The sequence below is a fragment of the Vibrio sp. C8 genome (genome assembly GCF_054051265.1).
On sequence record NZ_JBPAOE010000049.1, the window covers coordinates 39,477 to 64,358 of the forward strand.

At 42.1% G+C, this 24,882-nt stretch carries 22 protein-coding genes; 12 read left to right on the forward strand and 10 right to left on the reverse strand.

Features of this window, described 5'->3' with window-relative positions:
• Nucleotides 1-86 precede the first annotated feature (86 nt).
• Entirely contained in the window at nt 87-1,286 is a 1,200-nt protein-coding gene (locus tag ACRQQK_RS16820; RefSeq protein WP_457513296.1) for a type III PLP-dependent enzyme, read from the forward strand.
• A 56-nt stretch (nt 1,287-1,342) separates the two neighbouring features.
• Here the strand turns inward: ACRQQK_RS16820 and ACRQQK_RS16825 are convergent, their stop codons facing one another.
• On the reverse strand, nt 1,343-2,002 hold the full coding sequence (locus tag ACRQQK_RS16825) for a pyridoxamine 5'-phosphate oxidase family protein (RefSeq protein ID WP_457513298.1): 660 nt from the start codon (nt 2,000-2,002) through the stop codon (nt 1,343-1,345).
• 95 nt (nt 2,003-2,097) lie between these two features.
• Between ACRQQK_RS16825 and pdxR the strand changes: the two genes are divergently transcribed.
• Together pdxR and malI are read left to right on the forward strand one after the other, a co-directional pair.
• Nucleotides 2,098-3,534 (forward strand): MocR-like pyridoxine biosynthesis transcription factor PdxR, encoded by a 1,437-nt coding sequence (gene pdxR / locus ACRQQK_RS16830; protein ID WP_457513300.1) that lies wholly within the window; start codon nt 2,098-2,100, stop codon nt 3,532-3,534.
• A 54-nt stretch (nt 3,535-3,588) separates the two neighbouring features.
• Nucleotides 3,589-4,620, forward strand: coding sequence for a Mal regulon transcriptional regulator MalI (gene malI / locus ACRQQK_RS16835; protein WP_457513302.1), 1,032 nt, complete (start codon nt 3,589-3,591; stop codon nt 4,618-4,620).
• Between the two features lie 47 nt (nt 4,621-4,667).
• Here the strand turns inward: malI and ACRQQK_RS16840 are convergent, their stop codons facing one another.
• The 3 genes from ACRQQK_RS16840 to mtgA form a co-directional block, all read right to left on the reverse strand.
• Nucleotides 4,668-6,176, reverse strand: coding sequence for a PTS transporter subunit EIIC (locus tag ACRQQK_RS16840; protein ID WP_457513304.1), 1,509 nt, complete (start codon nt 6,174-6,176; stop codon nt 4,668-4,670).
• 356 nt (nt 6,177-6,532) lie between these two features.
• A complete protein-coding gene (locus ACRQQK_RS16845; RefSeq protein ID WP_457513306.1) occupies nt 6,533-7,834 on the reverse strand; it encodes a methyl-accepting chemotaxis protein in 1,302 nt (433 codons plus the stop codon).
• A 159-nt stretch (nt 7,835-7,993) separates the two neighbouring features.
• A complete protein-coding gene (gene mtgA, locus ACRQQK_RS16850; RefSeq protein WP_457513566.1) occupies nt 7,994-8,671 on the reverse strand; it encodes a monofunctional biosynthetic peptidoglycan transglycosylase in 678 nt (225 codons plus the stop codon).
• Between the two features lie 279 nt (nt 8,672-8,950).
• On the opposite strand from mtgA, the gene ACRQQK_RS16855 reads away from it, so the two are divergent.
• Both ACRQQK_RS16855 and ACRQQK_RS16860 read left to right on the forward strand, forming a co-directional pair.
• Entirely contained in the window at nt 8,951-9,796 is an 846-nt protein-coding gene (locus ACRQQK_RS16855; RefSeq protein WP_457513308.1) for a CPBP family intramembrane glutamic endopeptidase, read from the forward strand.
• 167 nt (nt 9,797-9,963) lie between these two features.
• Entirely contained in the window at nt 9,964-10,770 is an 807-nt protein-coding gene (locus tag ACRQQK_RS16860; RefSeq protein ID WP_457513310.1) for a Cof-type HAD-IIB family hydrolase, read from the forward strand.
• 42 nt (nt 10,771-10,812) lie between these two features.
• Here the strand turns inward: ACRQQK_RS16860 and ACRQQK_RS16865 are convergent, their stop codons facing one another.
• Nucleotides 10,813-11,220, reverse strand: a complete 408-nt coding sequence (locus ACRQQK_RS16865) for a ribosome recycling factor family protein (protein WP_457513312.1) — start codon at nt 11,218-11,220, stop codon at nt 10,813-10,815.
• Between the two features lie 300 nt (nt 11,221-11,520).
• Here ACRQQK_RS16865 and ACRQQK_RS16870 point away from each other — a divergent pair, with 300 nt between their 5' ends.
• Both ACRQQK_RS16870 and ACRQQK_RS16875 read left to right on the forward strand, forming a co-directional pair.
• Nucleotides 11,521-12,621 carry a PfkB family carbohydrate kinase gene (locus ACRQQK_RS16870; RefSeq protein WP_457513314.1) on the forward strand — a complete coding sequence of 367 codons (1,101 nt, stop codon included), beginning with the start codon at nt 11,521-11,523 and terminating at the stop codon, nt 12,619-12,621.
• A complete protein-coding gene (locus ACRQQK_RS16875) occupies nt 12,611-13,525 on the forward strand; it encodes a pseudouridine-5'-phosphate glycosidase (RefSeq protein ID WP_457513316.1) in 915 nt (304 codons plus the stop codon). Before ACRQQK_RS16870 ends, ACRQQK_RS16875 begins: the two co-directional genes overlap by 11 nt.
• Before the next feature lie 122 nt (nt 13,526-13,647).
• On the opposite strand, the gene ACRQQK_RS16880 is transcribed toward ACRQQK_RS16875, so the two are convergent.
• Nucleotides 13,648-14,799 carry a hypothetical protein gene (locus ACRQQK_RS16880; protein ID WP_457513318.1) on the reverse strand — a complete coding sequence of 384 codons (1,152 nt, stop codon included), beginning with the start codon at nt 14,797-14,799 and terminating at the stop codon, nt 13,648-13,650.
• 102 nt (nt 14,800-14,901) lie between these two features.
• On the opposite strand from ACRQQK_RS16880, the gene ACRQQK_RS16885 reads away from it, so the two are divergent.
• Complete coding sequence (locus ACRQQK_RS16885; RefSeq protein ID WP_457513320.1) at nt 14,902-15,549, forward strand: hypothetical protein; 648 nt, start codon at nt 14,902-14,904, stop codon at nt 15,547-15,549.
• A 95-nt stretch (nt 15,550-15,644) separates the two neighbouring features.
• On the opposite strand, the gene ACRQQK_RS16890 is transcribed toward ACRQQK_RS16885, so the two are convergent.
• From ACRQQK_RS16890 to ACRQQK_RS16905, 4 genes are all read right to left on the reverse strand, one after another.
• A complete protein-coding gene (locus tag ACRQQK_RS16890; RefSeq protein WP_457513322.1) occupies nt 15,645-16,241 on the reverse strand; it encodes a sugar O-acetyltransferase in 597 nt (198 codons plus the stop codon).
• Between the two features lie 137 nt (nt 16,242-16,378).
• Entirely contained in the window at nt 16,379-17,374 is a 996-nt protein-coding gene (locus tag ACRQQK_RS16895; RefSeq protein ID WP_457513324.1) for an HD domain-containing phosphohydrolase, read from the reverse strand.
• 3 nt (nt 17,375-17,377) lie between these two features.
• Nucleotides 17,378-20,734, reverse strand: a complete 3,357-nt coding sequence (locus tag ACRQQK_RS16900) for a PAS domain S-box protein (protein WP_457513326.1) — start codon at nt 20,732-20,734, stop codon at nt 17,378-17,380.
• Nucleotides 20,735-20,989: 255 nt separating this feature from the next.
• Complete coding sequence (locus ACRQQK_RS16905) at nt 20,990-21,571, reverse strand: TetR/AcrR family transcriptional regulator (protein WP_457513327.1); 582 nt, start codon at nt 21,569-21,571, stop codon at nt 20,990-20,992.
• Nucleotides 21,572-21,732: 161 nt separating this feature from the next.
• Here ACRQQK_RS16905 and ACRQQK_RS16910 point away from each other — a divergent pair, with 161 nt between their 5' ends.
• From ACRQQK_RS16910 to ACRQQK_RS16925, 4 genes are all read left to right on the forward strand, one after another.
• On the forward strand, nt 21,733-22,776 hold the full coding sequence (locus tag ACRQQK_RS16910) for an alkene reductase (protein WP_457513329.1): 1,044 nt from the start codon (nt 21,733-21,735) through the stop codon (nt 22,774-22,776).
• 105 nt (nt 22,777-22,881) lie between these two features.
• Entirely contained in the window at nt 22,882-23,805 is a 924-nt protein-coding gene (locus tag ACRQQK_RS16915; protein WP_457513331.1) for a LysR family transcriptional regulator, read from the forward strand.
• Between the two features lie 317 nt (nt 23,806-24,122).
• Complete coding sequence (locus ACRQQK_RS16920) at nt 24,123-24,461, forward strand: DUF3316 domain-containing protein (RefSeq protein WP_457513333.1); 339 nt, start codon at nt 24,123-24,125, stop codon at nt 24,459-24,461.
• Nucleotides 24,462-24,511: 50 nt separating this feature from the next.
• A complete protein-coding gene (locus ACRQQK_RS16925; protein WP_457513335.1) occupies nt 24,512-24,850 on the forward strand; it encodes a DUF3316 domain-containing protein in 339 nt (112 codons plus the stop codon).
• The last annotated feature ends 32 nt before the right edge of the window (nt 24,851-24,882 follow it).

A 24,882-nucleotide genomic window follows, 5' to 3' on the forward strand; every position in this document is an offset into this window, starting at 1 on the left:
TTGACGGTGCAAACGCGCTTTTATTGACGCTCCACTTTTCATCATCCAAGACCATGAAAAGTGCCTTGTTATTTTGGAGAATTGCTATGGCTAATTCAGCTTCTGTATTGGATTTTCAATCTTTTTCTTCTCAAGCTTTGTCTGCAGAAAATATCGACTTAATCGAAACCTCTGTTGCACAGTTTGGTGCTCCTCTACTGATTCTTGATTGCGATATTATTCGCTCTCAATATCGTGCGCTAAGCAATGCATTACCAAATGTCGCACTGCACTTTGCTCTTAAGCCTCTACCTCATCCAAATGTTGTTAAAACACTTTTGGAAGAAGGTGCATGCTTCGATTTAGCTACTACTGGTGAAGTTGAACTTGTTCAGCAACAAGGTGTACCTGCTGAGCGCACAATCCACACACACCCAATCAAGCGTGACCGCGATATTCGCGACGCACTAGCCTACGGTTGCAATGTGTTTGTGGTAGATAACCTTAATGAGTTAGAAAAGTTCAAACCGTATAAAGATCAAGTTGAACTACTTGTTCGCCTGAGCTTCCGTAACACTGAAGCTTTTGCTGATCTATCTAAAAAGTTTGGTTGTTCTGCTGAGCAGGCGTTAGTGATCATTGAAACCGCAAAAGAGTGGAACATTCACATTAAAGGTCTGTCATTCCATGTCGGTTCTCAAACAACTAACCCACAAAAATACGTAGATGCAATTCGCAGCTGTAAACAAGTGATGGATCAAGTGTTTGAACGCGGTCTTCCAGCGTTAAGCACACTCGACATTGGTGGTGGTTTCCCTGTTACTTACACAAAACAGGTGATGCCTATCGACCAATTCTGCAAGCCGATTAACGAAGCGTTAAACGAGTTACCAGAAACAGTACAAGTAATTGCTGAACCTGGTCGTTTCATTGTTGCTCCTGCAGTAACCAGCGTTGCGTCAGTAATGGGACAAGCAGAACGTGAAGGCCAGATTTGGTACTACCTAGACGATGGTGTATACGGCTCTTTCAGTGGTTTGATATTTGATCACTCTGAATACCCTATCGTGACGTTAAAGCAAGACGGTGAATTTGTACCTAGCGTATTGTCAGGCCCAACCTGTGACAGCATTGATGTGATTGCAGAAAACATCATGCTACCTAAACTGGAAAATGGCGATTTGATTATCGGTCGCGTGATGGGTGCATACACAAGTGCAACTGCAACAGATTTTAACTTCTTCAAACGCGCTCAAACTATTGTGATTAATGAGAGTGAAGCAAGCAGCCAACGCATGATTGGCTAACATTGAAAAGAATCCACAAAGCTCCCTTGAAGGGAGCTTTTTCGTTTTTGCTTTGTTTAAGCATTGTGCCAACGATGTCCATAAGCGGCGCTATAATCAGGCGTTTCTACAACATCACTTAACTCATCAACCGCTTTTAGTGGCCCAACCACGGTTCGATAAGGCAAATAACCAGCCCATACAGGCAGATCCAAATCCTCTTTATCGTCATTAACCACCCCTTTACTGACTTTAACCGATGCTTCGGTTAGCGGAATGCGCAGTAACATGGTTGCACTAAGTTCTCTATCGTTGCTCAAACGCACTTCTTGCGTACGCCCAGGAGCAATGTGTTCTACAAAATGATTCAGCAAACGATCTTTTTCTCTGTTGTCATCTACGACTGTAAAGTGACCAAAGACAACAGCAGAGCGATAATGAGCGCTGTGATGAAAAGCAGACCGAGCCAGTATCCATCCGTCAAACAAGGTGAAAGTTAAACAGGTTTGCACCCCGTTTTTCAGTGAACGTAGCAAGCGGCTGTTATTGGCACCATGGATATAGACATGATCGTCCACCCGCCAAGCTAACATCGGAATAACCACCGGTCCCTGTTCATTATTAATCGCAATATGTGTGATTAGGCTTTCATCAATAATTTGGTGAAGACTCTCCAAATCAAACTGAGCTTTGTGTACTGCTTTTTTAATCTGCGTTCTCGGTGTAATTGAAAGCATCATCTATCCCTATCTAAATCTGACTCCATGGTTGCAATGTAGCAACACACTGGTACCTTAAGAAGTACCACTTTTGGATTAAGGACAGATCCACTTTGCAACCCATCGACTCAGGTGATTTAGTACTTCAAAACGACAAATCATCGAAACAGGAAAGCCTGTTCCACGCTATACGCGAAAAAATAGTAAAGCAGCTTTGGCATAAAGGAGGAAGGCTTCCTTCAACACGTAAGCTTGCCGAAGAACTTCAACTCAGCAGAAATACTGTTACTGCGGCCTATGAACAGCTCGCAGCAGAAGGATACATTGAAGCACGCTCCGGTTCTGGCTTCTACGTTATGGTTGAACTGCCTGATCACTACTTGCCATGTGCAGACATCGTCAAATCAACCGAGACCAACAAAAGCATACCTTCTATTAACAGCGCTTTTGCTCCGGGTGTTCCAGATCTGCATCAGTTCCCTATTGCCAAATGGCACAAGTATGTTCAGCTACACTCCACCCGCCAACACTTACTTGGCAATAATGGTATTCAAGGTGATAGTGCTCTTAGAATGGCCTTGAGAGATTATCTTGCTACCAGTCGCTCTGTACATTGCGATGCCAGCCAAATCATTATTACGTCGGGCGCACAACAAGCGTTAATGATAGCTCTGATGGCAGTAATGGAGAGCCATGATTCAGTATTGATGGAACAACCGGGCTATTCCAAAATGCGCAAAATTATTGAGCTTTTAAACTACCGGTTTGAGCCTGTCCATGTCGAAGAGTATGTGGGTTTTAACTTGGAGGATATTCTCAACAGTAAAGCCCGCGCTATATACATTACGCCAAGTAACCAATACCCAATGGGCACAACGTTAAATACGGAGCAACGTTTAAAGCTGATTGAATGGGCAACTCATGGTAATCACTGGATTATTGAAGACGACTATGACAGTGAGTTTCAGTTCGCACATCGTCCTTACACCAGTCTGCAAGGTCTATCGTCTGAAATCGGCCACGATTCGCGAGTTATCTATATCGGGTCGTTGAGCAAAACTATGTTCAACAGTTTGAGAATGGGCTATCTCATCGTTCCTTCCGCTTTGGTTGAGAAATGCTTAGCAATAAAAGATGCATTGACCGGAGACTCCCCTGCACACATCCAAGCCGCCCTTGCTGATTTCATAAGTTCAGGCGATTTTCTGCGCCATATCAGAAAGATGCGTAGACTTTATAAAGAAAAACATCATCAGATGATTCTCTCCATAAACCAGCATTTTGGTGATGATGCTGAGGTTATCAGCCAAGCCGCGGGCCTTCACGTTACGCTTAAGTGGCTAAAAGATGTTAATGAGGTGACATTGTCACAAAATGCGTTCAAAAAAGGAATTATCATAAGGCCATTAAGTTACTACGAGCATCCAGGTTTCAAGCTGCGCAACTGGCAAGGTGCAGTTCTCGGATTTGGTAATATTTCAGTGGACGATATCGACAATAAAATCAAACAGATTGCCGATCTGTTTTACAACTTAGATAGCCAACTGTGACCCATAGGAACCTTTTTGTTACACTCCGTTCACCCACATGGATTTGGACCTTTTATGTCGCAAAGCAATAAAAAGATAACCATTACAGACGTTGCTCAACACGCCAATGTTTCGGTTACCACCGTATCACTTGTACTGAGTCAAAAAGGTCGAATTTCAGCCCAGACAATCGCTCGTGTTCAAAAAGCCATTGATGAGTTGGGGTTTGTTCGAAATCAGACTGCAGCAAACTTACGTACCCAATCAACCAAAACGGTTGGTTTGATGGTCAACAACAAAAATGACTTTTTGACTTATCGTATGGTGGCTGGAATTAGCGACGTTCTTGAGCAAAATGGATACATGCTCTATCTGACACAATGCGGCCAAAATGCAGAGGTCTATGATCAAAAGCTTCTCACCCTATATCAGCAAGGGGTCGAAGGGATCATTATGTCTCCTATCGATGATCAGCATCTGCTATCACTTCGAAAACCAGAAAGCTTTCAAATACCGTTAGTGTGTCTATCTTCAGCAAAACTCGATAGCGATATTGATTACATCACTCCAGACAATACACATAGCGCAAAATTGGCGACAGAGCACCTGATTCGCCAAGGCCATAGACGTATCGCTTATGTTGGTGGAACAACAGGATCTCCATGCAGAGATGAACGCATCGCTAGCTACCGTTACACGCTAAGCCAATATGGATTACCTTCGAAACAAGAATGGATTTTAGACGGAGATTTCATCTCCGAAGATTTGGTTCAAGCCGTGAATATGCTACTTACAGAGCAAACTCAAATTACAGCAATACTCTGTCACGATGCTTCCAGCGCTCTAAGCTGCGTTAACGGTGTTCGAAAAAGTGGTCGAGAGATAGGAAAAGAACTGTTTATTGATGAGCGTCTAGCCTTAATCAGCTTTGATGATTCTGAACAGCTTATGCTTAATCACCCCTCTTTGACTTGTGTCTACACAGATCCTTATTCTGTTGGGGAATCTGCGGCACTGCGTTTGCTAGACAGTATTCGCAACCCTTCCGATTCCGATCATAAAAGCATGCTACTGCCAGCTAAGTTCATTCATCGGAACTCCGCATAGAAAAAGCGATAGGATAACCCATCGCTTTGCATTATGTTACCGTGTCACTATGCCATTTGCTGTTGCAGTGACTCTATTTGGTCAGAAAGGAACTGTGCTCGTGCACCAAATATGATTTGAATACCCGTATCGCCAACATAAACCACGCCTTTCGCGCCCAAGTCGCTCAACGCATCGCGATTCACTTTATCCTTATCTTTCACTTGCAAACGTAGGCGCGTAATACACGCGGTTGAGCTTGCAATATTGTCCATTCCACCAATGGCTAACAAAATTTGTGTCGTGAGTTCTTCATCAGTAATTTCATCCAGATTGTTAGAAACATCCGTTCTACCCGGCGTTTTTACATCTAGCTTACGGATCACTACTCGGAAGACTCCGTAATAGATCATCGCCATAGGGATACCAATGAAGATTACTTTGACCCAATTGGTTTCAAAACCATTTAGTGAAGGCATGATGCCAAAAGAAATATAGTCTATCAGCCCAGCCGAGAATGACTTGGCGATATGTGCATCAAGCGCATACATGGTCATGTATGACAAACCCGCCATTACGGCATTAAACACATACAAAATTGGCGCAACAAATATAAAGGTAAACTCAACAGGCTCCGTAATTCCAGTGATGAAACAGGTCAACGCTGCCGAAAACAAAATACCCGCTGCTATTTTTTTGTTCTTCGTGTGTGCTTCGTGATACATCGCCAAACATGCGGCAGGTAATGCAAAAAGCATCAGAGGGAATTCCCCTTGCATAAACTTGCCTGCATCGTTGTACGTATCAGAGCTGAATGATTTCACACCGTCTGTCAGCATCTTAAACCAGATAGTTTGGTCACCATTAATAACAGCGCCTGTTGGTGTCACATACTCACCAAAAGTGAACCAGAATGATGGATACCATACATGGTGTAAACCCAATGGAATCAGTGCCCTTTCTGTCAGTCCAAATATGAAGGTTGATAGCATTTGGTTGTCGCCATTAACCACGGTTGATAAAGCATCAATGCCATTCTGAACGTATTGCCAAACGTAGGGTAAAACTAAACCTAATAGAAAAGAGTAAAACGCACATGAAATGGCTACGAATCGTTTGCCAGAAAAAAAGCCTAAAAATTCAGGCAATCGAATGTCGTGATAACGCTTATAGCAGTAGGCCGCTAAGATACCTGAAATCAGGCCTCCAAATACGCCCATTTGTAGCGAAGGAATACCAAGCACTAATGCGTATTTACCACCTGCACTTGCCATTTCCGGAGTAATGCCAAGTAAGGCGCTAATTGTTGAGTTGATAATCAGAATTGAAACGGCTGCTGATAGTGCAGCGATCCCGGATTCTGAAGCCAAACCTACCGCAGAACCAATAGCAAAAAGTAACGGCAAGTTGTCAAATACCACACCACCAGCATGCATCATTAATGGCATGCCAAACTTATCACCAAACGCAAGTAATAATCCTGCGGCTGGGAGTAATGATATTGGCAACATCAGTGCGCGCCCTATGAGCGATAACTGAGATAGAGGGGATGCCAAAGCCCGCAAATATTTCGTCATATTCATTCCTTAAATTTATAGCTACCATGGGAAACACCATGTTTCATCTATAATATGACTTGCTAACAAACTGATTTACAAAGCAATCGAATCAAGTAAAACGTTTTACCTCGCAAACAATGGTTATAGATAAAACGTTTTACTAACTTAATTGGTTATATACAAAAGTTTATCGAAGGTAGTTTCGAATATGACCATAACAGTCGAACTAAGCGTTTCATTCCCCGTTTTATACCATTCGCGACGGACAATAAAGACACTATTGAAACTCTGCTTTTATAGCGAGCCGATCCAAATATAAAAAAGAGATGGAGTCGCCATCTCTTATTCATTACCGAGAAGTGCTTTCGTTCTGGCTACAATGACAATCCTTTAACTGATTCAGAAACCAGATTTGCTTCCATTACAATTTCGTCGATAACCGCTTTGATCTCGACAGCCTGAGTTTCACCGTAGTTGGTTTTCTCCAGCGCAGCTTGAATGTGTGTGTCGATGCTTTGGGTGATCGTGGTGTTCTTTGTAATCACTTCAGCAATTTCAGCTGTTGATTGAGATGTTCGGGCGGCTAACTTGCGAACTTCATCAGCGACTACGGCAAAACCTCTCCCTTGATCGCCAGCTCTAGCAGCCTCAATAGCAGCGTTAAGTGCAAGTAAATTGGTTTGCTCGGCAATGGCCGTAATGGTTGAAATGATCGCATTTACACTCTGTGCTTGTTCATTAAGTTGCGCAATTAACGCGCCTACCCCTTGAACAGAACCATTAATATCTTCTGAGTTAGAAAGTAGAATCTCAACTCTCTCCTTACCCTTTTGTGAAATATTGACGGTTTCCTGAGCAGTATTACATGCGATTAATGCGGCCTCTTTCACCTTCATCGCCTTTTCAACTCGTTCAGTAATATCACTCGCCAACTTAATGATTTTAACGACCTGATTGGCATGGTTATAAATAGGATTATAAGTGGCTTCAAGCCAGATGGTTCGCCCATGCTTATCAATGCGTTTAAAAAGACCTCTTTTGATATTTCCTGTGGTGAGATCTTTCCAGAAATTAGGATTTTCTCGATAGAACTCTTCATCACAGAACTGTCGGTGGTGTTTGCCCACTACCTCATTCAATGAATATCCAAGGCAATTAAGAAAGTTTTTGTTCGCTCCCAGCACAATGCCGTCCGGTGAAAAATCAATCACAGCCAGAGACTTATCCAACGCCTTCAACAGGGCTTGGTTTCTTTCTAGTTCAGCTTGCTCGGTCGTCACATCAGAAGCAACTTTAGCGACAGATTCCACTTTGCCATTTTTGATAATCGGGAAATAGGTGGCTTCTAGCCATACCGCATTACCAGCTTTATCTTTGCGGATAAATGTTCCATTGGTAGGCTCACCTTTCGCCAAAGACTGCCATAGCTCTTTATACTCCCGCTTTTCCACATCTTCTGGAAAACACAGCACGCTATGATGTTTGTTGAGAACCTCTTCCAGTTGATAGCCGAATGAATTCAGTAAAAGATCGTTGGCATATAAGACGTTCCCTGTAGGGGTAAATTCGATATAGGGAACCGTTTTTTTGAGGGAATCTCTAAAAGCGCTTGTTGAAGCGGATTGATCCTTTAAATCTGCAACAATCTTTTTGTGATAATTGCTTGAGACAAACATTGTTCACTCCTGTTAAACAACACATCGTTATGTTTAGCCTATAGTTATGCGAGTATCAACGTGAATTCAATCTTTTTCGTGACTTACGAATCATTGGTGAAACTGAATTTGAGCTTGAGTCAGAAAACGGTATCAACCTAAAGTAATTAGTTGCCTATTCTATAAAGCTAGTGAACCTAAATTTCTCATCTGCTTTAGTACCCACTGAACTCGCTGCTGCACGTAAGGAGTCATGGGTACAGGCTGAATTCTGTAGGGATTTGGTAATACAACCGCCAATTGTGCGGCTTGATAAGGCGTTAACTGATGCGCCGAAACACCAAAATAATGCTCACTTGCCGCCTGAACGCCATAAATACCAGGTCCAAACTCAACAACGTTCAAATACATTTCCATGATTCGTTCTTTGCCCCAGACTAACTCGAGCAGCAACGCGATATAAAGTTCGTAAGCTTTGCGCAGATAAGTATGGCTTGGGAACAGGAAGATATTCTTTGCTGTCTGCTGGGTAATTGTGCTGGCTCCCCTTTTAGGTCCTTGGTCTCCACTGCTACTGATCACAGACAGTAATGCCGAAACATCGACGCCCCAATGATAGGGAAATCTCTGGTCTTCCGATGCCATAATCGCTAAAGACAACGACGGAGATGTGGAATCTATCGATACCCATTGGTGATGAATCTGCTCTGGGTATCCCTTGGGAGGAAACAAGGTACGGGATACCTGCCAGCCCCAAGTCGGCGGGTTCACAAACTTCAAGATAACAACCAGCACCAAAGGCAGACAGAAAGCCACAGTGATCAATGTGACCAATAATCTTCCAATTCGTCTCTTCAATTTTCGGGCAATACCTTTCAAATCTGTACCTTTATATAGAATTGCAATGCTAAGTCATTCACGATCCTTACTTTTCCTAACACTGTAATTGGTTAAGCTATATTGAGGTCCAATCTCGCGCGCTAGGTTACACGAGATCACCAAACACAATGTTCAGCGCATGTAAATTTCATCACTCATTTGTTTTTTGCATGTTTACTATTGAGCAGCAACAGCCCCTGATTTAGTGCTATCCTCGCCTTGCAACGGCAAAGCTCTCTAATAAATAAGGAATGTTTAATGGTCTTAACCCCTGCCATCTGGATATGGTTACCTCTGATTGCAGCAATCTTCAGCGGGTTCACTCGCCATAAACTCATTACCTTTGTTTTATTGGCGGTAGCATTAGTATGCGCGCTTATCTTTGAGCGTATAGAACCGTTGGCAATAGGTATTTCCACCGTTTTACTTTTGGTTGCTTATTGCATTCCTACTTTAGTGAATCAAAAGCACAGTAAGCTGCTTATCTACCTTTGTTGGACAATTGTTCTCCTGACTTGTGGCCTTCTATTCTTGCATCGCCTACCCGGATTTAACAATTTACTGGTTTTGGATCATGTCTATGCGGGTCCGCAAAGTCTGCCATTTACGATGTACTTAAATTTGGACAAACCAATTGCGTTTTTCGTCCTGCTGTTAGCTTATCCGCAGCTTGTGGGTAATAAACAGAACCTTCATTTCAAAGGTATCTTGCTAGCTCCAGTTTTGCTAGTAAGCTTGCTCCCTTTAGCCTCTTTAACTGAAGCCTTAAAAGTAGAACTTAGCCTTCCTGACTGGTGGTGGCTTTTTGCACTCAACAACTTGATGATTACCTGTGTCGCGGAAGAAGCGTTATTTCGCGGGTTAATTCAACAGTCTCTTTCTCGCCGCTACGCTTGGTGGATCGGTCTGGTTACCGCCAGCGTGTTGTTTGGGTTGGCTCATATTGGTGGTGGAATGTTACTTCCGCTGTTCGCGACGTTCGCAGGTTTAGGATATGGACTGATATTCCATTTCACCGGACGACTTTGGTGCTCAGTACTTGCCCACTTTGCATTTAACTTTGCTCATCTTGTTTTCTTTACTTATCCTGCATTGGCACATTGAGTGGCGTTTGTAGTAACTATGCACTCAACGAGTTCAGGCAGAATTCTAAGTAACTGGTTTATTCTGCACTTATCATTTGTTTCGATACGTTGTATCGTACGCAGTCTTAACAGGATTAACGTCTTAATTTCCGTAGCCAAACGCATTCAAACAAGAGAATTCAATATATGTCACAACGTAACATAAAATTTATTGCAACCGATATGGACGGAACACTTCTCAACAGCCGCGGACAGCTTGACCCTGAATTTTTTACGCTTCACCCAAAACTCGTCGAGAAAAATATCATATTTGCCGCGGCTTCAGGCCGTCAGTACTACAGCTTGCTGGATACCTTTTCAGATGTGAAAGACCAGATCATGTTTATTGCTGAGAACGGCACCTTGGTGATGCATAAAGGCCAAGAGCTTTACAGTCTGCCTTTAGACTCAGTAGTCATTAATGATTTGATTGCAGCTGCACGCTCGATTGACGGCGCACATATTGTTCTTTGTGGTAAACGTTCGGCCTACATAGAAACGGAAGATCAACGTGCTCGAGAGGAAGTGCAGAAATACTACCACCGCTGTGAAATCGTTGAAGATTTAACGACTATCAAAGACGATTTCTTGAAAGTTGCAATTTGTCACTTTGAAGGTTCAGAAAAACATGTTTTCCCTGTGATTAACCCTGCTTTCAGTGATACTCAAAAGGTCGTGGTCAGTGCAAAAATCTGGCTAGATGTAATGAACCCTGCCGCTTCCAAGGGCGACGCCATTGCCTATCTGCAAAATCAACTTGGCTTTACTTCCCAAGAAACCATGAGCTTCGGTGACTACTTTAATGATGTGGAGATGCTACAAGCCAGCTACCACTCTTATGCTGTAGAAAACGCCCATGAAGAGGTTAAATCTTTTGCTCGCTTCAGCGCACCGAGCAACGACGACAGTGGCGTCCTAGTGGTGCTAAAAGAATTATTAAAAGAACTCGACTAACGATAACTAGCAAGTAAAGGGCAAGAAGAGAGCCATACAGTCTTAAAGCTCATTTTCATCTCGTGCTAAACGGGCTTGTGCAATAGTACAGCCCGTTTTGTCCATCAATTCTGCCAGAGTAATATTTTCATTTTTTGAAATCAGAGCGGCTAACCGTTCAGGAAGAGAAGCTTGCTCATAAGGTTTCAGAGCCTCACTGATTTTTTCAACGATGAATGGCGTATCTGTAACTATGCCAGCGACTTTAAGCTGTTGGTTGTATTCAGATAGTTGCTCGAAAAAACCTGATATCTGCCAGTTCCTGGAACGTCGGATTCTTTTAAGCTCACATTTGTGCTTAGACGCAATTGCTTTTAACTCTTTCGCTTTTTCGCCGCCGATACGTCGAACTAAAGAAGGAAAAAAGATCGTTATTTTTTCGCGCTCAGCACTCAAGGTTTTCAAAACCACAACCAACACCTTTAAAACACATTGCGCCAATTATCCCGTCACTCATCTCCAAACACAACTTTGTTTACCTTCTCCGATTACTAGCACTTTGCTTGTGTATATTGGCTCAACGGCTCAACGGCTCAACTACCCAACTCATTATCAAGCCAACGTTTTCCTCACACATCCTTGCCAAGTCGCACTGGTCACACATTAAACTGCAATGGGTGAAATATTGTTCTATTTATGAAACAAGTACATATTCCACAACACCAATAACAACAAGCCGATAATATGAACATATGTTTGATAGACGGACATATGTTTGTGACACCTAGAGAGCAGCAGATACTCGCCATATTGCGCGAGAACCCAATGATTCAACAACAGGAACTGGCGGATCAACTGATGATCAGTCGCAGTGCGATTGCCGGACACATCATGAACTTAACCAATAAAGGACTAATTAAAGGCAAAGGTTATATTCTCGCCTCGCAAAAAACTGCGATTGTTATTGGCGGTGCCAATATGGATCTTTGTGGCAAAGCTTCTGTACCTTTGCTCAATGGTGATTCTAATCCGGGCACACTTCACTACAGCCCTGGAGGTGTTGCTCGTAACATTGCGGACAACCTAGCTCGACTTGGTAGTAAAGTCGAATTGATCAGCAGCATTGGCAACGACCAGTGGGGAGAGCAACTAGTCTCTGCCTGCATAGATGCAGGGGTTGGTGTTAGCCACCTTCTACGCTGCCAACAAGGTAGAACGGCGACCTATCTCTCTATTCATGACAATGAAGGTGAAATGCAAATTGCACTGAATGACATGAAAGTATTAGAGCAACTCAATGCTGAACAACTGACCAAGCATAAGTCTCTTATCTCACACAGTGATTTAGTTGTAATCGATGCCAACCTGAGTGAAGACGCGCTCTCGTACCTGTTTAACTGTATCGACAATACACTTATCTATGTCGATCCTGTTTCTGCAAACAAAGCGTTAAAACTTAAACCCTATTTATCTCAAATCGATTTATTAAAACCCAATCTTATTGAGGCCGAGCTTCTTTCCGGTATCCAAGTGACTTCTGAAGATGATTTCCCTCGAATTTGCGATGCGCTACATCATCTTGGTGTAAAAGAAGTGGTTCTCAGCCTTGGTTCAAAAGGCATCTTTGCTAGCAACCAAAAAGAGAGCCTTAGACTCAAACCAAGAACCACCAGCGTAACTAACGTTACAGGTGCTGGCGATGCATTAATGGCTGGGCTAGCACACGCCACTTTAGAGATGTGGTCTTGGAAAAAGAGTATTGAATTTGCTTTTAGTTGCGCTGAACTTGCAACGCAATCTTATGACACTATCAACCCGCGCATGTCAGACCGCGCAGTCCAACGTTTAATGGAGATGAACCATGCTGAATGATTTTCTTGATATCCACCCTGAAGTACGCGCTGCATTAGACAATAATCAGCCTGTGGTTGCCCTAGAATCAACCATCATTTCTCATGGTATGCCTTACCCACAAAACGTAGAAACTGCATTAAAGGTTTCGAATACCGTACGAGAAGCTGGTGCAACACCAGCGACAATCGCAATCATCAACGGTCGTCTTAAGGTCGGTTTAACTCCGGAAGAAATTGAACTGCTGGGTAAAGCGGGTCAAAGCGTGGCTAAGGTAAGCCGTCGAGATATCCCATTTATTGTAGCAGCAGGAAAACACGGAGCAACAACGGTGGCCGCGACCATGATCTTAGCGGATATGGCTGGCGTTCGTGTATTTGCTACTGGCGGTATCGGTGGCGTGCATCGTGGCGCAGAAACCACCTTTGATGTATCCGCTGATCTTCAAGAACTTGCTCAAACCAATGTAGCCGTTATTTGTGCTGGCGCTAAATCGATACTCGATCTTGGTCTGACTCTAGAGTACTTAGAAACTCATGGCGTACCTGTGATTGGATATCAAACTGAAAGTTTGCCTGCGTTTTATACTCAATCAAGTGACTTCAAAGTTGACTACCGATTAGATTCAGCGAGCGATATTGCTTCTGTACTAAAAGCCAAGCAGAAATTGGGTTTAAAAGGCGGAGCCGTCATTACCAATCCAATTCCTACTGAATTTGCAATGCCTAAGGATGTGATTGATAGTGCAATCGAACAAGCATTGCGCGAAGCTGACGAGCAAGGTATTCAAGGCAAAGCATCAACACCTTTCCTACTCGCACGTGTATGTGAACTCACTGGTGGAGACAGCTTAAACAGCAATATTCAACTTGTGCTTAACAATGCAAGACTGGCATCCGCTATCGCTATCGCTTATTGCGCATAGACTGGATAAATACCACCCCAAATTGGTGCCCACTTATTGAGTGGGCATTACCATATTTTTAGCAGCCTCAAATACCAGACATACTGTTTAAAATGATCTTCGATTTGATCATTTGGGAACAACTAATCAAGATTCCTTGTCGGTTCAGGAATGAAACGATTCAGTCGGTCAACTTTACGATTTTTTGAAAAGAAAGCTTCAAACTCAACAAAAATACCTGGGTTAAGTTTGTAATCATATTCTCGGGGCACTTCTAATTGAGGCGTTACGGTCAAAAATAGCCAATTCTTGTAGAGCTTTTGTATCCATGAGGCTGATAACCAAATATTGCTCACTTCATCTTCATCGTAAGGCAAAATGCTGATACCTAATGAATACTGCAAAAGTTGCTTTTCATTAAGACGATCAAAGTATTGAGCTTGATGAAGAACTTCCCATTTGTCATCATCGTAAAGATATTGAGCGCTAGTCCCGATCGTGAAAATCTGCCCCGCAGCTTTATCCACATCGTAGTAAAAATTCAGAGCACTGAATGAACCCAACCCTTTGGAATTAAAGTAGAAAAATTCTTGACTCACCTTGGTTGTCCAGAATTCAGAAAACTGTGCCACCCTGTAAATTTCTGTCCTAGCAAATGGATCTAAAGGCAGTCTTATCTTTATGCCGATGTCAAAACTGGTTCTCCAGTGACTGATTTGCTCATCTTGAAGACGAATACCACCAAACGCGCCTTTAGAATCAGGACTGGACGTATTCAGACCACGCTGTTTACTCTCTAAATCATCATAATCATCAGGGTCAGTTTCAAATATAATTTTCCAGTTATGTTCGGTATGAGGTAAATCGATACGAACCGCAATACTCTCATCGGTATCCAAATCTCCACGATATGAGTACTTTCCGGCCGAAATAATCTTGATATAACTTTTGTTCGGGAAAGGTTCTTCATCCTCTGCCTTAGCGAGGCCATGATCGATGAACTCACTAAAATCCAGTACCAATTCAGACAGGAACTCGTTAGTTTCATCAACCCACGAGAACTCTTCTTCAGTAAGCGGTACTGAATAACGCAAGTCTGAGTTCGATCGCTCGAAATCAGTGGTATCTGGAACGGCTCCAGTTGGTATTGCTAGCGCACAAAATGGCAGAGCTGCAAGTATGGCAATATAAGCGTGTCGAACTATTGCTTTGCAAATTTTTCTTCCCCAAAAAACCTGAACAATCTCTGAATTTTGATGCCTAATACCTGTACGTTTACAAATATTTATATGCAACATAAGTCCTTATTATTTTTTGTATCAGTTAGGACAATTTCATTAATTCGTATAGATTTATAAATATGGTTGTAGCTTAGCCAGCCTTTAAATGTGGGTCTTATGATAACTAAACATTTATCTATTTTATTACTGCTTTCCTTTGTTACTCTCACTAGCCGCGCGCAAGCTGTTGAGGGTGTAAATGGCGAATTTTCTGTTGATATTGGCCCTGTTAACTTAGGTCAGGTAGTCATGTCATCTACTTGTAAAGATAGCACCTGTTTTTATAAGTCGCGTGCTTATGGTGCTTTTTTATTTATCAAAGCGAATGTGATTGAACTGGGTTCATATCAAGAACTTGATGGCCAAATTGTTCCTCTTTCGTCCAATTACTCTGAGCGAATAGGTTCGGACAGAGAGGCATATACCTACAATTTTAGTTCCCTTGAGATAACCGACCAAGACAGCAAAGCAAAGGTATCTGAGTTGGATAAAAATGCTTATCCATTTATTCCATTGCTAAACCAAGTAACGCTTGATTTAGCGCACGGAGCGCTGAAGAAGTCATATCAATATGTACTTAAAGAGAAGGTTAAAGATATTGAAGTCGAATCCTATTCCACGACTCAAACGGACAAAGGAATGCTCCATCGCATCACAGTAAAAAACAAAAATCGTGAGATGGAGTTCTTATTTGTAAACAACGGACAAAAACTTCAGTTTGAGGAATTCAATTATCGTGGCTTCAAAATGTCGCGGATCAAATGAACTCAGTGAGTAAATACGTTTACAAAACAACTCTTCAAAGAAAAAGCCGCTGATCAGCAGCGGCTTTTACAATAGCTTTCACACTCAAAAATCGACTAATCGAATTTCTTGTTTTTGAAATAGAATTCTTTATCGCGCTCGCCAATCTCGCGCAGCACTTTGCATGGGTTGCCCACCGCGATAACATTGGCGGGAATATCTTTTGTGACGACACTGCCCGCACCAATCACGCTGTTTTCACCAATAGTGATACCCGGTAATACAACAGAGTTCGCACCAATCCAGACATTGTCTCCAATAATTACTGGGATATTAAATTGTGCAACTTTTCTTCGCATTTCTGGGTCAACTGGGTGACCTGCCGTCGCAATGGTGACATTTGGGCCAATCATCACATAGTCACCAATATAGATATGAGTATCGTCCACCAGCGTTAGATTGAAATTGGCGTATACATTTTTACCCAAATGAGTATGAACCCCCCAATTGGCACGCAAAGGAGGTTCGATGTAGCAACCTTCGCCAACTTCGGCAAACAACTTCTCCATGATGGCTTTACGCTTTTCAACTTCACTCGGACGTGTCTGGTTGAAATCGTAAAGAACTTCAAGGCACTGCATTTGCGCCTTAGCAAGCTCTTCATCATCACAGAAGTAGACCTTCTGACTATGCATTATGTGGGAATTATCCATAAGAGACCTTTGCTTCAAAAAGAAATCAAAGCACGTAAGTTACTAAATTGATTTTACGATTAATCAGAACTATCTCTCACCTAGGTGATTCAGCTTACTTTTAGTGGTAGAAACTAATAGGTTTAAGGATCAAATATTTAATGATCATTGAATTTGTCTTTCACTTCTAAAATAGCGGGAAGCTGTTCTACAAAAAGCGTTACCAGCTGTGGATCAAAGTGTTTCTCGGACTGACATTTCAAGAACTCAAACGCATCATCTATGGACCATGCTTTTTTATACGGTCGCTCACTGGTTAACGCATCAAATACATCCGCAATTGCCGCTATCCGTCCTTCGACAGGAATGGCTTCACCAACTAAGCCATTGGGATACCCTGAACCATCCCATTTTTCATGGTGAGAGGTAGCAACAATATAGGCCAACGAAATCAACGAGGAACGCGGATTAGAGAGAATATTTCCGCCGATTTGTACATGCTTTTTCATTTCGACAAACTCTAGTTCGTCAAGTTTGCCCGGCTTGAGTAAAATGTTATCGGGAATACCTATCTTGCCAATATCATGCATAGTGGTCGCCATTCGTAACTCTTCGGCTTGTTCTTCTGCCATCCCCGCTGCCATAGCAAGAATTTTGGTGTAGTGACTCATGCGCTGAACATGCATACCTGTTTCGTTATCTTTGTATTCTGCTGCGCGCCCTAGCCTTTGAATTAAGTCAATTTGAGTTTCACGCAAGACTTCAATTTTAACTAAAGACAAATGTGTTTTTACCCGAGCCCGAACAATCGCAGGAATAATCGGTTTAACGATATAGTCAACGCCGCCGAGAGCAAAACCTTTCTCTTCATCGATTGAGTCTCGAAGTGCAGTCACAAATATCACAGGAATACAGGCTGTACTTGGATTATCTTTAAGCAACTTACATAGCTCAAACCCTGTCATTTCGGGCATCATGACATCCAGAAGAATTAAATCGACGCTCTCTTGTTCTAAACGCGCTAGCGCTTCTTGACCAGAACGAGCGAATGTCAGTCGGTAATCCTCTTGCAGCACTTGGCGAATCACTTTGAGGTTGGCGGGTTCGTCATCAACAACAAGAACTCGAGGTAATTGTTTGGCAAACAAAGTCATGAATTATCCTTCTTGCTGTAACGCTTCTATTGCGTTTTTAATGACTTTTTCTGCGGAGGCAAAGTCAAATTCTTCAATAGCATTGGCTGCATCATTAATATCTTTCTTGATTACATCTGGCGATCCTTGCTTAAGTTTAGCCACAATCTCATCTCGCAGTTCACCGGATTTGGTTGCAGCTAGCCAATCTTCAAGTAGATCCTGTAAATTTGTTTTATCTAATACTAATTCTGACTCAGCTACCTCTGCCTTTGGATAGATGCTTTGCAATTGCTCTATATCGTGAATCAAATCTTTCCAGATTTTTTCAATTTGCACGACTGCTGATTGGGCTTGCGCAAGCATATGAGAATCAACAGCTCTCTCTAGGTCAGCAAATGCATGGGAAAGAGAAATAAGAGCCAGATTACCTGTTAAACCTTTCAGCGCATGAGCTTGTTCACCCAGTGCAGACCAATTTTGTTCAGCGACTAACTGTTTGAGCGCGCTATTTAACATTTCATGTTTATTAGTTAAACGAATAAGCTCTGCCAGATATAAGTGTTCATCTCCCCAAAGTTTCAACGCTTTACTCAAGCTAACAACTTTATAATTACCAAAGGTAATATCTGTTATTGAAGTAGCGTCGTGTTCGTCCTGAAATTTTGCTTCAAAACGCAGTACTCGTGCCATTTCTTGGGTTAGAAGAGCAAAATCTACAGGTTTGTTTGCAAACCCCTCCATACCAGATTCACGAGCTTCCACTCGATCTTCAGCAAGGACACTGGCGGTTAAAGCAATGATTGGTGTACCTACCAAGTTGTGCTGCTTTTCCCACTCACGAATATGTTTGCTTGCACCCAAGCCATCTAAGTTAGGCATTTGAATATCCATTAAGATGATATCTGGATGCACGGCTTTAAATTGAGCAACAGCTTCATGCCCATCTTGAGCGGTGAATACTATGTGATTTTGACGTTCGAGAAGAATTCTCAGCAAGTTAATGTTTTGCTCTATATCATCACACACCAACACTTTCAGTGTCGGTAACGCGACGACATGAGAAAAGCTCGTTATGGTTTCAGCTTCACTTTTTTCCAACGGTAACTCAATGCTAAAACAACTCCCTTTCCCCAATTCGCTGGAAGCCTCAATCGTGCCACCCATTAACTCAACCAGTTGTTGGGAAATTGTGGTCCCCAACCCTGTTCCTCCAAAGCGCCGGCTCATTGATGCATCAGCCTGCGTGAATGGTTCAAATATGGATTTGAGATGAGAAGGATCGATCCCTATACCTGTATCAACCACACTAAAACGAATCCAATCAGCTTTGTGTTCGACCGTAGAGACCGTTAGGGATACACCACCACTTTCAGTAAATTTGATGCCATTGCCGAGAAGGTTCATTAACACTTGGCGAATACGGTCTTCGGCACCAACGACCACTTGGGGCAAATCATCTGCCATATTGAGATTAAGTTCTATTCCCTTATTTTTTGCCGTTAGCCATAGGGTAGAAATAACGGTATCGACACAGGCAGCAAGCTTAAAAGGCACCCGTTCAATTTCTAGCTTGTTTTTCTCTAATTTGGCACTATCGAGAATATCGTTAATCAGGTGCAGTAACGAGCGAGATGATTGCGAAATGGTTTGTAGGTGTTTGCGCTCTTCTCCTTTGATATCTGAATCCAGAAGAATATCGGTAAAGCCGATGATGGCGTTCATTGGAGTACGAATTTCATGGCTCATATTAGCCAAAAACGCAGCTTTGCTCTCCGCCGCATGCTCAGCACGTTGTTTTGCATCAACTAACTCTTTCTCTATCTGTTTACGACTTGATATATCAACCATGACACCGTCAGCCCACACAGCTTTGTTTTCCTCATCCCGAACAACCATGCCGTTTTCTAACACCCAGACGGTATTGCCATTCTTATGATGAATGCGGTATTCAATTTCGTAAGTATCACGTTCATCAATGTTCGCGCGCATATTGGCGCATAAATCACTGTCTTTACCTTCGAAAATGCAGTTCGCAAATGCAACACTGCCTGATAAAAACTCATCCGCACTGTAACCAGTGAGCTCCACAATGCCTTCACTAAGAAATACAGGTGTCCAATTATGATCGAGCAAACGTCGAAACGATGCTCCCGGAATATTTTGCATAAGTGAACTTAAACGCTGTTCGCTCTCTCTGAGCTTTTCTTCCATTGCTTTGCGTTCTGAAATATCTGATACGAAGCCAACAAACAGAGTTTCACCATTGTCCAGATCGACACGCCCTACAGCCAAACGGATAGGAATTAAATCACCAGAACGATGGAGAGCGTATAATTCTCTTGGCGAGCCGATTATTTTTGCGTTATCTATATGGAGGTAGTTTTTTAAGTAGGAGTCATGATGAACTTGATGGTTGGATGGCATTAACATAGATACATTACGTCCAATGACTTCATGCTCTAACCAACCAAATATTGTGCAAGCTGCACCATTGATACCACGTACAATACCATTCGCATCTATTGTAATAACACCATCAGCTGCTGTATCGAGAATAGCCTGAAGTCTCGCTTCACTCGCAGTTTTCTCTCTCAATAACTGACGGTATCGAAGCTGAGAACTGACGTTAACCGCTAAAGTAGAAATAAGCAGCGTAAAGATTGAAACAATGATGGCCAATTGTGTGTTGTCTTGTTCGGTAAATGCAGGGGTAACACACTCCATCTCTTCAATAAATCGAGCCGCTTCCATACCGGTATAATGCATGCCAGAAATTGCACTGCCCATAATTGCAGCGCTAATTAATTTAACGTGTATTGAACTTAAAGCAGGAAATCCATTACGGAGTCTTGATCGAGCTGTCAAAGCGATTGTCGCCAATCCGACAGATACAACAATAGACAAAGCAAACCAGTATGGATCGTAGCGAAGATCGAGATCCATAATCATCGCTTCCATACCGATATAGTGCATCGCGCCGATTCCCGCCCCCACAATAAACCCATTTCTTAATGTAACTTTCAGAGAATACGTTTCATTAATTAGAGACTTGAGGACGAAGTAACTTGCCAATACAGCAGGCACGAAAGATAACGCGGTAATATGGTGGTCATATTCCATTGTATGAGGCATAGCAAAAGCTAGCATACCGACGAAATGCATACTCCAAATGCCACCAGCCATAACAAACGAACCTGACAGCAAAGCTATCAGTCTATGGCTTGCAAGCTGAATATGCCTTGCAGTAGAAGCTAAACGCAAAGCGAAAAATGAAGCCATGGAAGCAAGGAAAACCGATACCACCACCAGCCAAACATTGTACGTACCTGTCACAAGCTTATCTGGGCTAACATCTACAACAAAAAAGTGGTCAAACATAATTAATAACTCAATAAAACAGGCACTGACTTAAGGTAATATCACCTCTTGAACGTGCACGTTACTATTGTTCACACATAAAGTTAAGCACGACGTAGGAGGTCTACGTACAATAATAAACCCTTATTTTTATTATGGTTTATTGGTGATGTGACGTTGAAATAATAACTGACTGAAGATAAAGCAAAAAAGCTATCACTTTTAATTATGGTGATAACTGTCGGATGGTTTTTAATACAGCGGGATTATTTGAGACTAATGAATCTTTAAACTTTGCACGATTTTCTTAACCAACTTCTCTAAACATTCTTTTGACGGCTTAGTGGTAGCAAAAGATCTTAAACCATAGATATTCATAACCAGAAAATCACCAAGCAACTCGCAATCTGTATCCGATGGCAGTTCACCATGAATCTTAGCTATCTCAATTTTTTCTCTGATATTAACTTTCCATTGATTCAGCATGCCGCAGATGATTGCTTCTACTTCTTCATCTTGCTGCTCAAGTTCACTCAGCGACTTCTGAAGCAAGCAGCCTTTGTTTTCGTGGCACTCTTTAAACTCAATAATGTCATTCAGATATTTTTCAAAGCCGTGCAGGATGGAATCACTATCAACAAAGAACTCTTCAAACGACTTAGATTTGGTTTCTGCATAATGATTAAGAGACGCAAGCAACAAACCACGTTTATTTTCGAAAGCACAGTAGATTGACCCCGGATGTAAGCCCGTTGCTCGTTTCAAATCCTGCATACTGGTTTTGTTATAACCTTTGGCGATGAACTCATTCATCGCTGAGCGTAAAACATACTCACGGTCAAATTCTGCACTTCTCATTACACTTTGCTCTTCAGCTTTAAGACCCACTTAGTGTACTGGTTTGAATACCCTTTCACAAGATACTTGAACGATCATTCAAAAAATAACTTGAATGTTCATTCAAGAAAAGGTTAGCATGTGCACATAAAGTCCATGTAGGGCATAAAAGGAACATCAAAATGACAACAACACTATTTGAAAGCTATAAGCTCAACGACAAAATTACACTTAAAAACCGTATTGCAATGGCTCCTCTGACTCGTTGTATGGCAGACGCGAACCTTGTTCCGACGGATGCAATGGTTGAGTACTACGCAAAACGTGCTGACGCAGGTTTGATCATTTCAGAAGCGACCATTATTCGTCCTGACGGTCAAGGCTATCCAAATACTCCGGGACTTTACAATGATGCGCAAATTGCTGGCTGGAAAAAAGTAACAGAAGCTGTACACGCTAATGGCGGTAAGATCTTTGCTCAGCTATGGCATACTGGCCGAGTGGCTCACCCACATTTTTGGGGTGGTGAATATGTATTGGCTCCTTCAGCTGTAGCATTCGATGGAACCGTTCCTCGTATGCGTGAATTGGTTTACACCGTTCCTAAAGAAGCAACGAGCGAAGAAATCGCACAACTGGTTGAAGACTACGCACAAGCTGCTCAAAACGCGATTGAAGCAGGTTTTGATGGTGTTGAAATTCACGGTGCTAACGGTTACTTGATTGACCAATTCCTACATTACGATACTAACCGTAGAACCGATGAATTTGGTCAAACAGCTGAGAATATGTCTCGCTTCCCTCTTGCGGTTATTGATGCTGTAATTGCACGAATAGGTAAAGAACTAACCGGTCTACGTGTTTCACCAGCTGGTTATGCTCATATGGCTACAGATGCACGCGATCGTCAGGTGTTCGACTACTTCCTTAAAGAAGTAGAAAAGCGCGATTTAGCCTACCTTCACGAAGGTATGTTTGACGACAGCATGGAATTTGATTTTCTAGGCGGCAAAGTATCTGAATACATGCGCAAAACATATTCTAAAACCTTAATGGCGGTTGGCGGATACAATGCAGAAACAGGTGCTGAAGCAATTAATGCGAACAAATTTGACCTGTTGGCTATTGGCCGTCCATTCATTGCAAACCCAGACTACGTTACTCGTGTACAACAAAATAAAGAACTTGTTGAATACGATGCTGCAATGTTAGAAACCTTAGTGTAAGGTTCGAATACTTTGAATATTTAACGGCCCTTAACGGGCCGTTAATCTATCTTTAAGATACAAAGAAATTGAGAACTCTGAACTCACTATCAGGAATTTTGAGCAATGGATCTAGCTACCCGACTCGTCATGCTTTTAGAAGTGCATCAACAAGGCTCATTTGCCAAAGCCGCAGACATTAGAGGTATAGATCGCTCAGTTCTTTCAAAGCAGATAAAAAAACTAGAAGATTCGTTAGGTTTACGACTTTTGAACCGCTCAACTCGCTCATTATCATTTACCACCGCCGGACTCGAAATCGTTAAACAAGCGCAAAAAATCCGAGATACCCTCGATGAGACTCATCATCTTGCGAATACTTTTAACGAAGAGCCTAGAGGCATTTTAAGGCTCTCTAGCACTCAACTATTTGGCCGAACCTATCTTAAAAAAGCGGTCGTCAAATTCCTGAAAAAATACTCGCAAGTCAGTATTGAAGTCATTCTAGATGATAGGAAAGTTGACCTTATCAGTGACCGATTCGATATTGCATTTAGAATTGGCATTCCTGATGATTCCAACCTTGTAGCGAAGAAACTTGCTGACCACAAAATGGCTATATTAGCGTCGAAAGACTTCATTGAAGAGCATGGTTATCCAGAGAATCCAGAACAACTCGCGGCACTTCCTTCGGTTATCTATTCAAACCGTTCTTTTACATTAGACAAGGTAAAACTTTTCTCTGAAACTGAAGACGAATCGTTCACTCTTAATGCCCAAGGGCGTTACCGCGTGAATGAAGTTGAGCTGTTAATGGATGCCGCTCAAGAAGGATTAGGCTACGTCATTGTTGGACAGATGATGTTAACCAAAAATATTGATGATTTAGGGTTAATCAAACTGTTACCTGATTTTCAGGTCTCATTCACTGGTGGCCTGTACGCTCTTTACTCACATCGTAATCCACCGCCATTAGTCAAACTTTTCATTGAAACCGTTCAAGACACCATAGGAACCCCACCAGTTTGGGAATCCTACCTCAACGATTGACTCGCCCGCCCTTCATCTTTCAATAAAATTCTTACTAAAATTCAATAGGTAAGAATTTTTTGTACGTTTTTGTACGACAAATATTTCCCTCACGCAGTTAGCCAATGTTTGTAAACTATTTAAGAAAAGTATTTTAATGACGAGTAGATCATTGGTTGAAATTTCAACCCCTTTATTGGTGCCATTTTGTCCATAGTAAAATGCCAAAAGTGATCTTCATCACACTTAAATAATTGCTCATAATGCACCCATCGAATGACAGACAAATCTGACATTCCGTAAGAAACAATCAAGTCTATTCTTCAAAGGTAAATATTATGAACAAACTAATGACCGTAACAGCAGGCCTACTTTTATCAACATCAGCTTTTGCTTCTAACGTGACACTTCACAACGATACAACTGTAACTACTTCAAGTTTTGCTACTGAAGCAGAGGCGTTGAATGCGGGATTAAATGTTGCTCAAAATCTATCAGACATGAGCCAAACCGAACTACGTATCCAACTACCCGTTAGCGCTTACCAAAATGTAAACAACATCAGCATCGATAACACTGAAGTAAAAGTTGAAGAGTTCGCACTAGTACGTGGCGAAGTTCAATACCGCGCTATCGTAGATGTGGATTACCACTTCAACGCAAAAGAATCACGTTAATCAACACATTTAAACAACTTATAAAATTCAGAATTCAAAGGGCATTTATCATGAAAAACACAATTATCCTTACAACAGGTTTATTACTTGCTTCATCAGCGTTCGCTTCAACTACGACTGTAAGTGACAACGCAACTTTTAAAACTGACACTTACAGCTCTAAAGCTGAAGCTTACAATGCGGGTTTCGACCTTTCAGATTCAGTTAAAACGATGGAGCAATCTCAACTTCGCTTCAAGCTTCCAGTGCAATCATACACATTGGTTAAGAATATCAATGTTGGTCAATCTGAAGTAACTGTTGAAGAGTTTGCAAACAGCAACGGCGACATTCAATACCGCGCTATCGTTGATGTGGACTATCAATTCAACGCAAAAGAAACAAACTAAGTGTCATTAAGCTTTGGGGATATGGATATCCC

Bases quoted from the DNA above. Each gene is read 5' to 3' on its own strand.
- ACRQQK_RS16820 (WP_457513296.1), top strand. From the start codon at position 87: ATGGCTAATTCAGCTTCTGTATTGGATTTTCAATCTTTTTCTTCTCAA.
- ACRQQK_RS16825 (WP_457513298.1), bottom strand. From the start codon at position 2,002: ATGCTTTCAATTACACCGAGAACGCAGATTAAAAAAGCAGTACACAAA.
- malI (WP_457513302.1), top strand. From the start codon at position 3,589: ATGTCGCAAAGCAATAAAAAGATAACCATTACAGACGTTGCTCAACAC.
- ACRQQK_RS16840 (WP_457513304.1), bottom strand. From the start codon at position 6,176: ATGACGAAATATTTGCGGGCTTTGGCATCCCCTCTATCTCAGTTATCG.
- ACRQQK_RS16845 (WP_457513306.1), bottom strand. From the start codon at position 7,834: ATGTTTGTCTCAAGCAATTATCACAAAAAGATTGTTGCAGATTTAAAG.
- ACRQQK_RS16855 (WP_457513308.1), top strand. From the start codon at position 8,951: ATGGTCTTAACCCCTGCCATCTGGATATGGTTACCTCTGATTGCAGCA.
- ACRQQK_RS16860 (WP_457513310.1), top strand. From the start codon at position 9,964: ATGTCACAACGTAACATAAAATTTATTGCAACCGATATGGACGGAACA.
- ACRQQK_RS16870 (WP_457513314.1), top strand. From the start codon at position 11,521: ATGTTTGTGACACCTAGAGAGCAGCAGATACTCGCCATATTGCGCGAG.
- ACRQQK_RS16875 (WP_457513316.1), top strand. From the start codon at position 12,611: ATGCTGAATGATTTTCTTGATATCCACCCTGAAGTACGCGCTGCATTA.
- ACRQQK_RS16885 (WP_457513320.1), top strand. From the start codon at position 14,902: ATGATAACTAAACATTTATCTATTTTATTACTGCTTTCCTTTGTTACT.
- ACRQQK_RS16890 (WP_457513322.1), bottom strand. From the start codon at position 16,241: ATGGATAATTCCCACATAATGCATAGTCAGAAGGTCTACTTCTGTGAT.
- ACRQQK_RS16895 (WP_457513324.1), bottom strand. From the start codon at position 17,374: ATGACTTTGTTTGCCAAACAATTACCTCGAGTTCTTGTTGTTGATGAC.
- ACRQQK_RS16900 (WP_457513326.1), bottom strand. From the start codon at position 20,734: ATGTTTGACCACTTTTTTGTTGTAGATGTTAGCCCAGATAAGCTTGTG.
- ACRQQK_RS16905 (WP_457513327.1), bottom strand. From the start codon at position 21,571: ATGAGAAGTGCAGAATTTGACCGTGAGTATGTTTTACGCTCAGCGATG.
- ACRQQK_RS16910 (WP_457513329.1), top strand. From the start codon at position 21,733: ATGACAACAACACTATTTGAAAGCTATAAGCTCAACGACAAAATTACA.
- ACRQQK_RS16915 (WP_457513331.1), top strand. From the start codon at position 22,882: ATGGATCTAGCTACCCGACTCGTCATGCTTTTAGAAGTGCATCAACAA.
- ACRQQK_RS16920 (WP_457513333.1), top strand. From the start codon at position 24,123: ATGAACAAACTAATGACCGTAACAGCAGGCCTACTTTTATCAACATCA.
- ACRQQK_RS16925 (WP_457513335.1), top strand. From the start codon at position 24,512: ATGAAAAACACAATTATCCTTACAACAGGTTTATTACTTGCTTCATCA.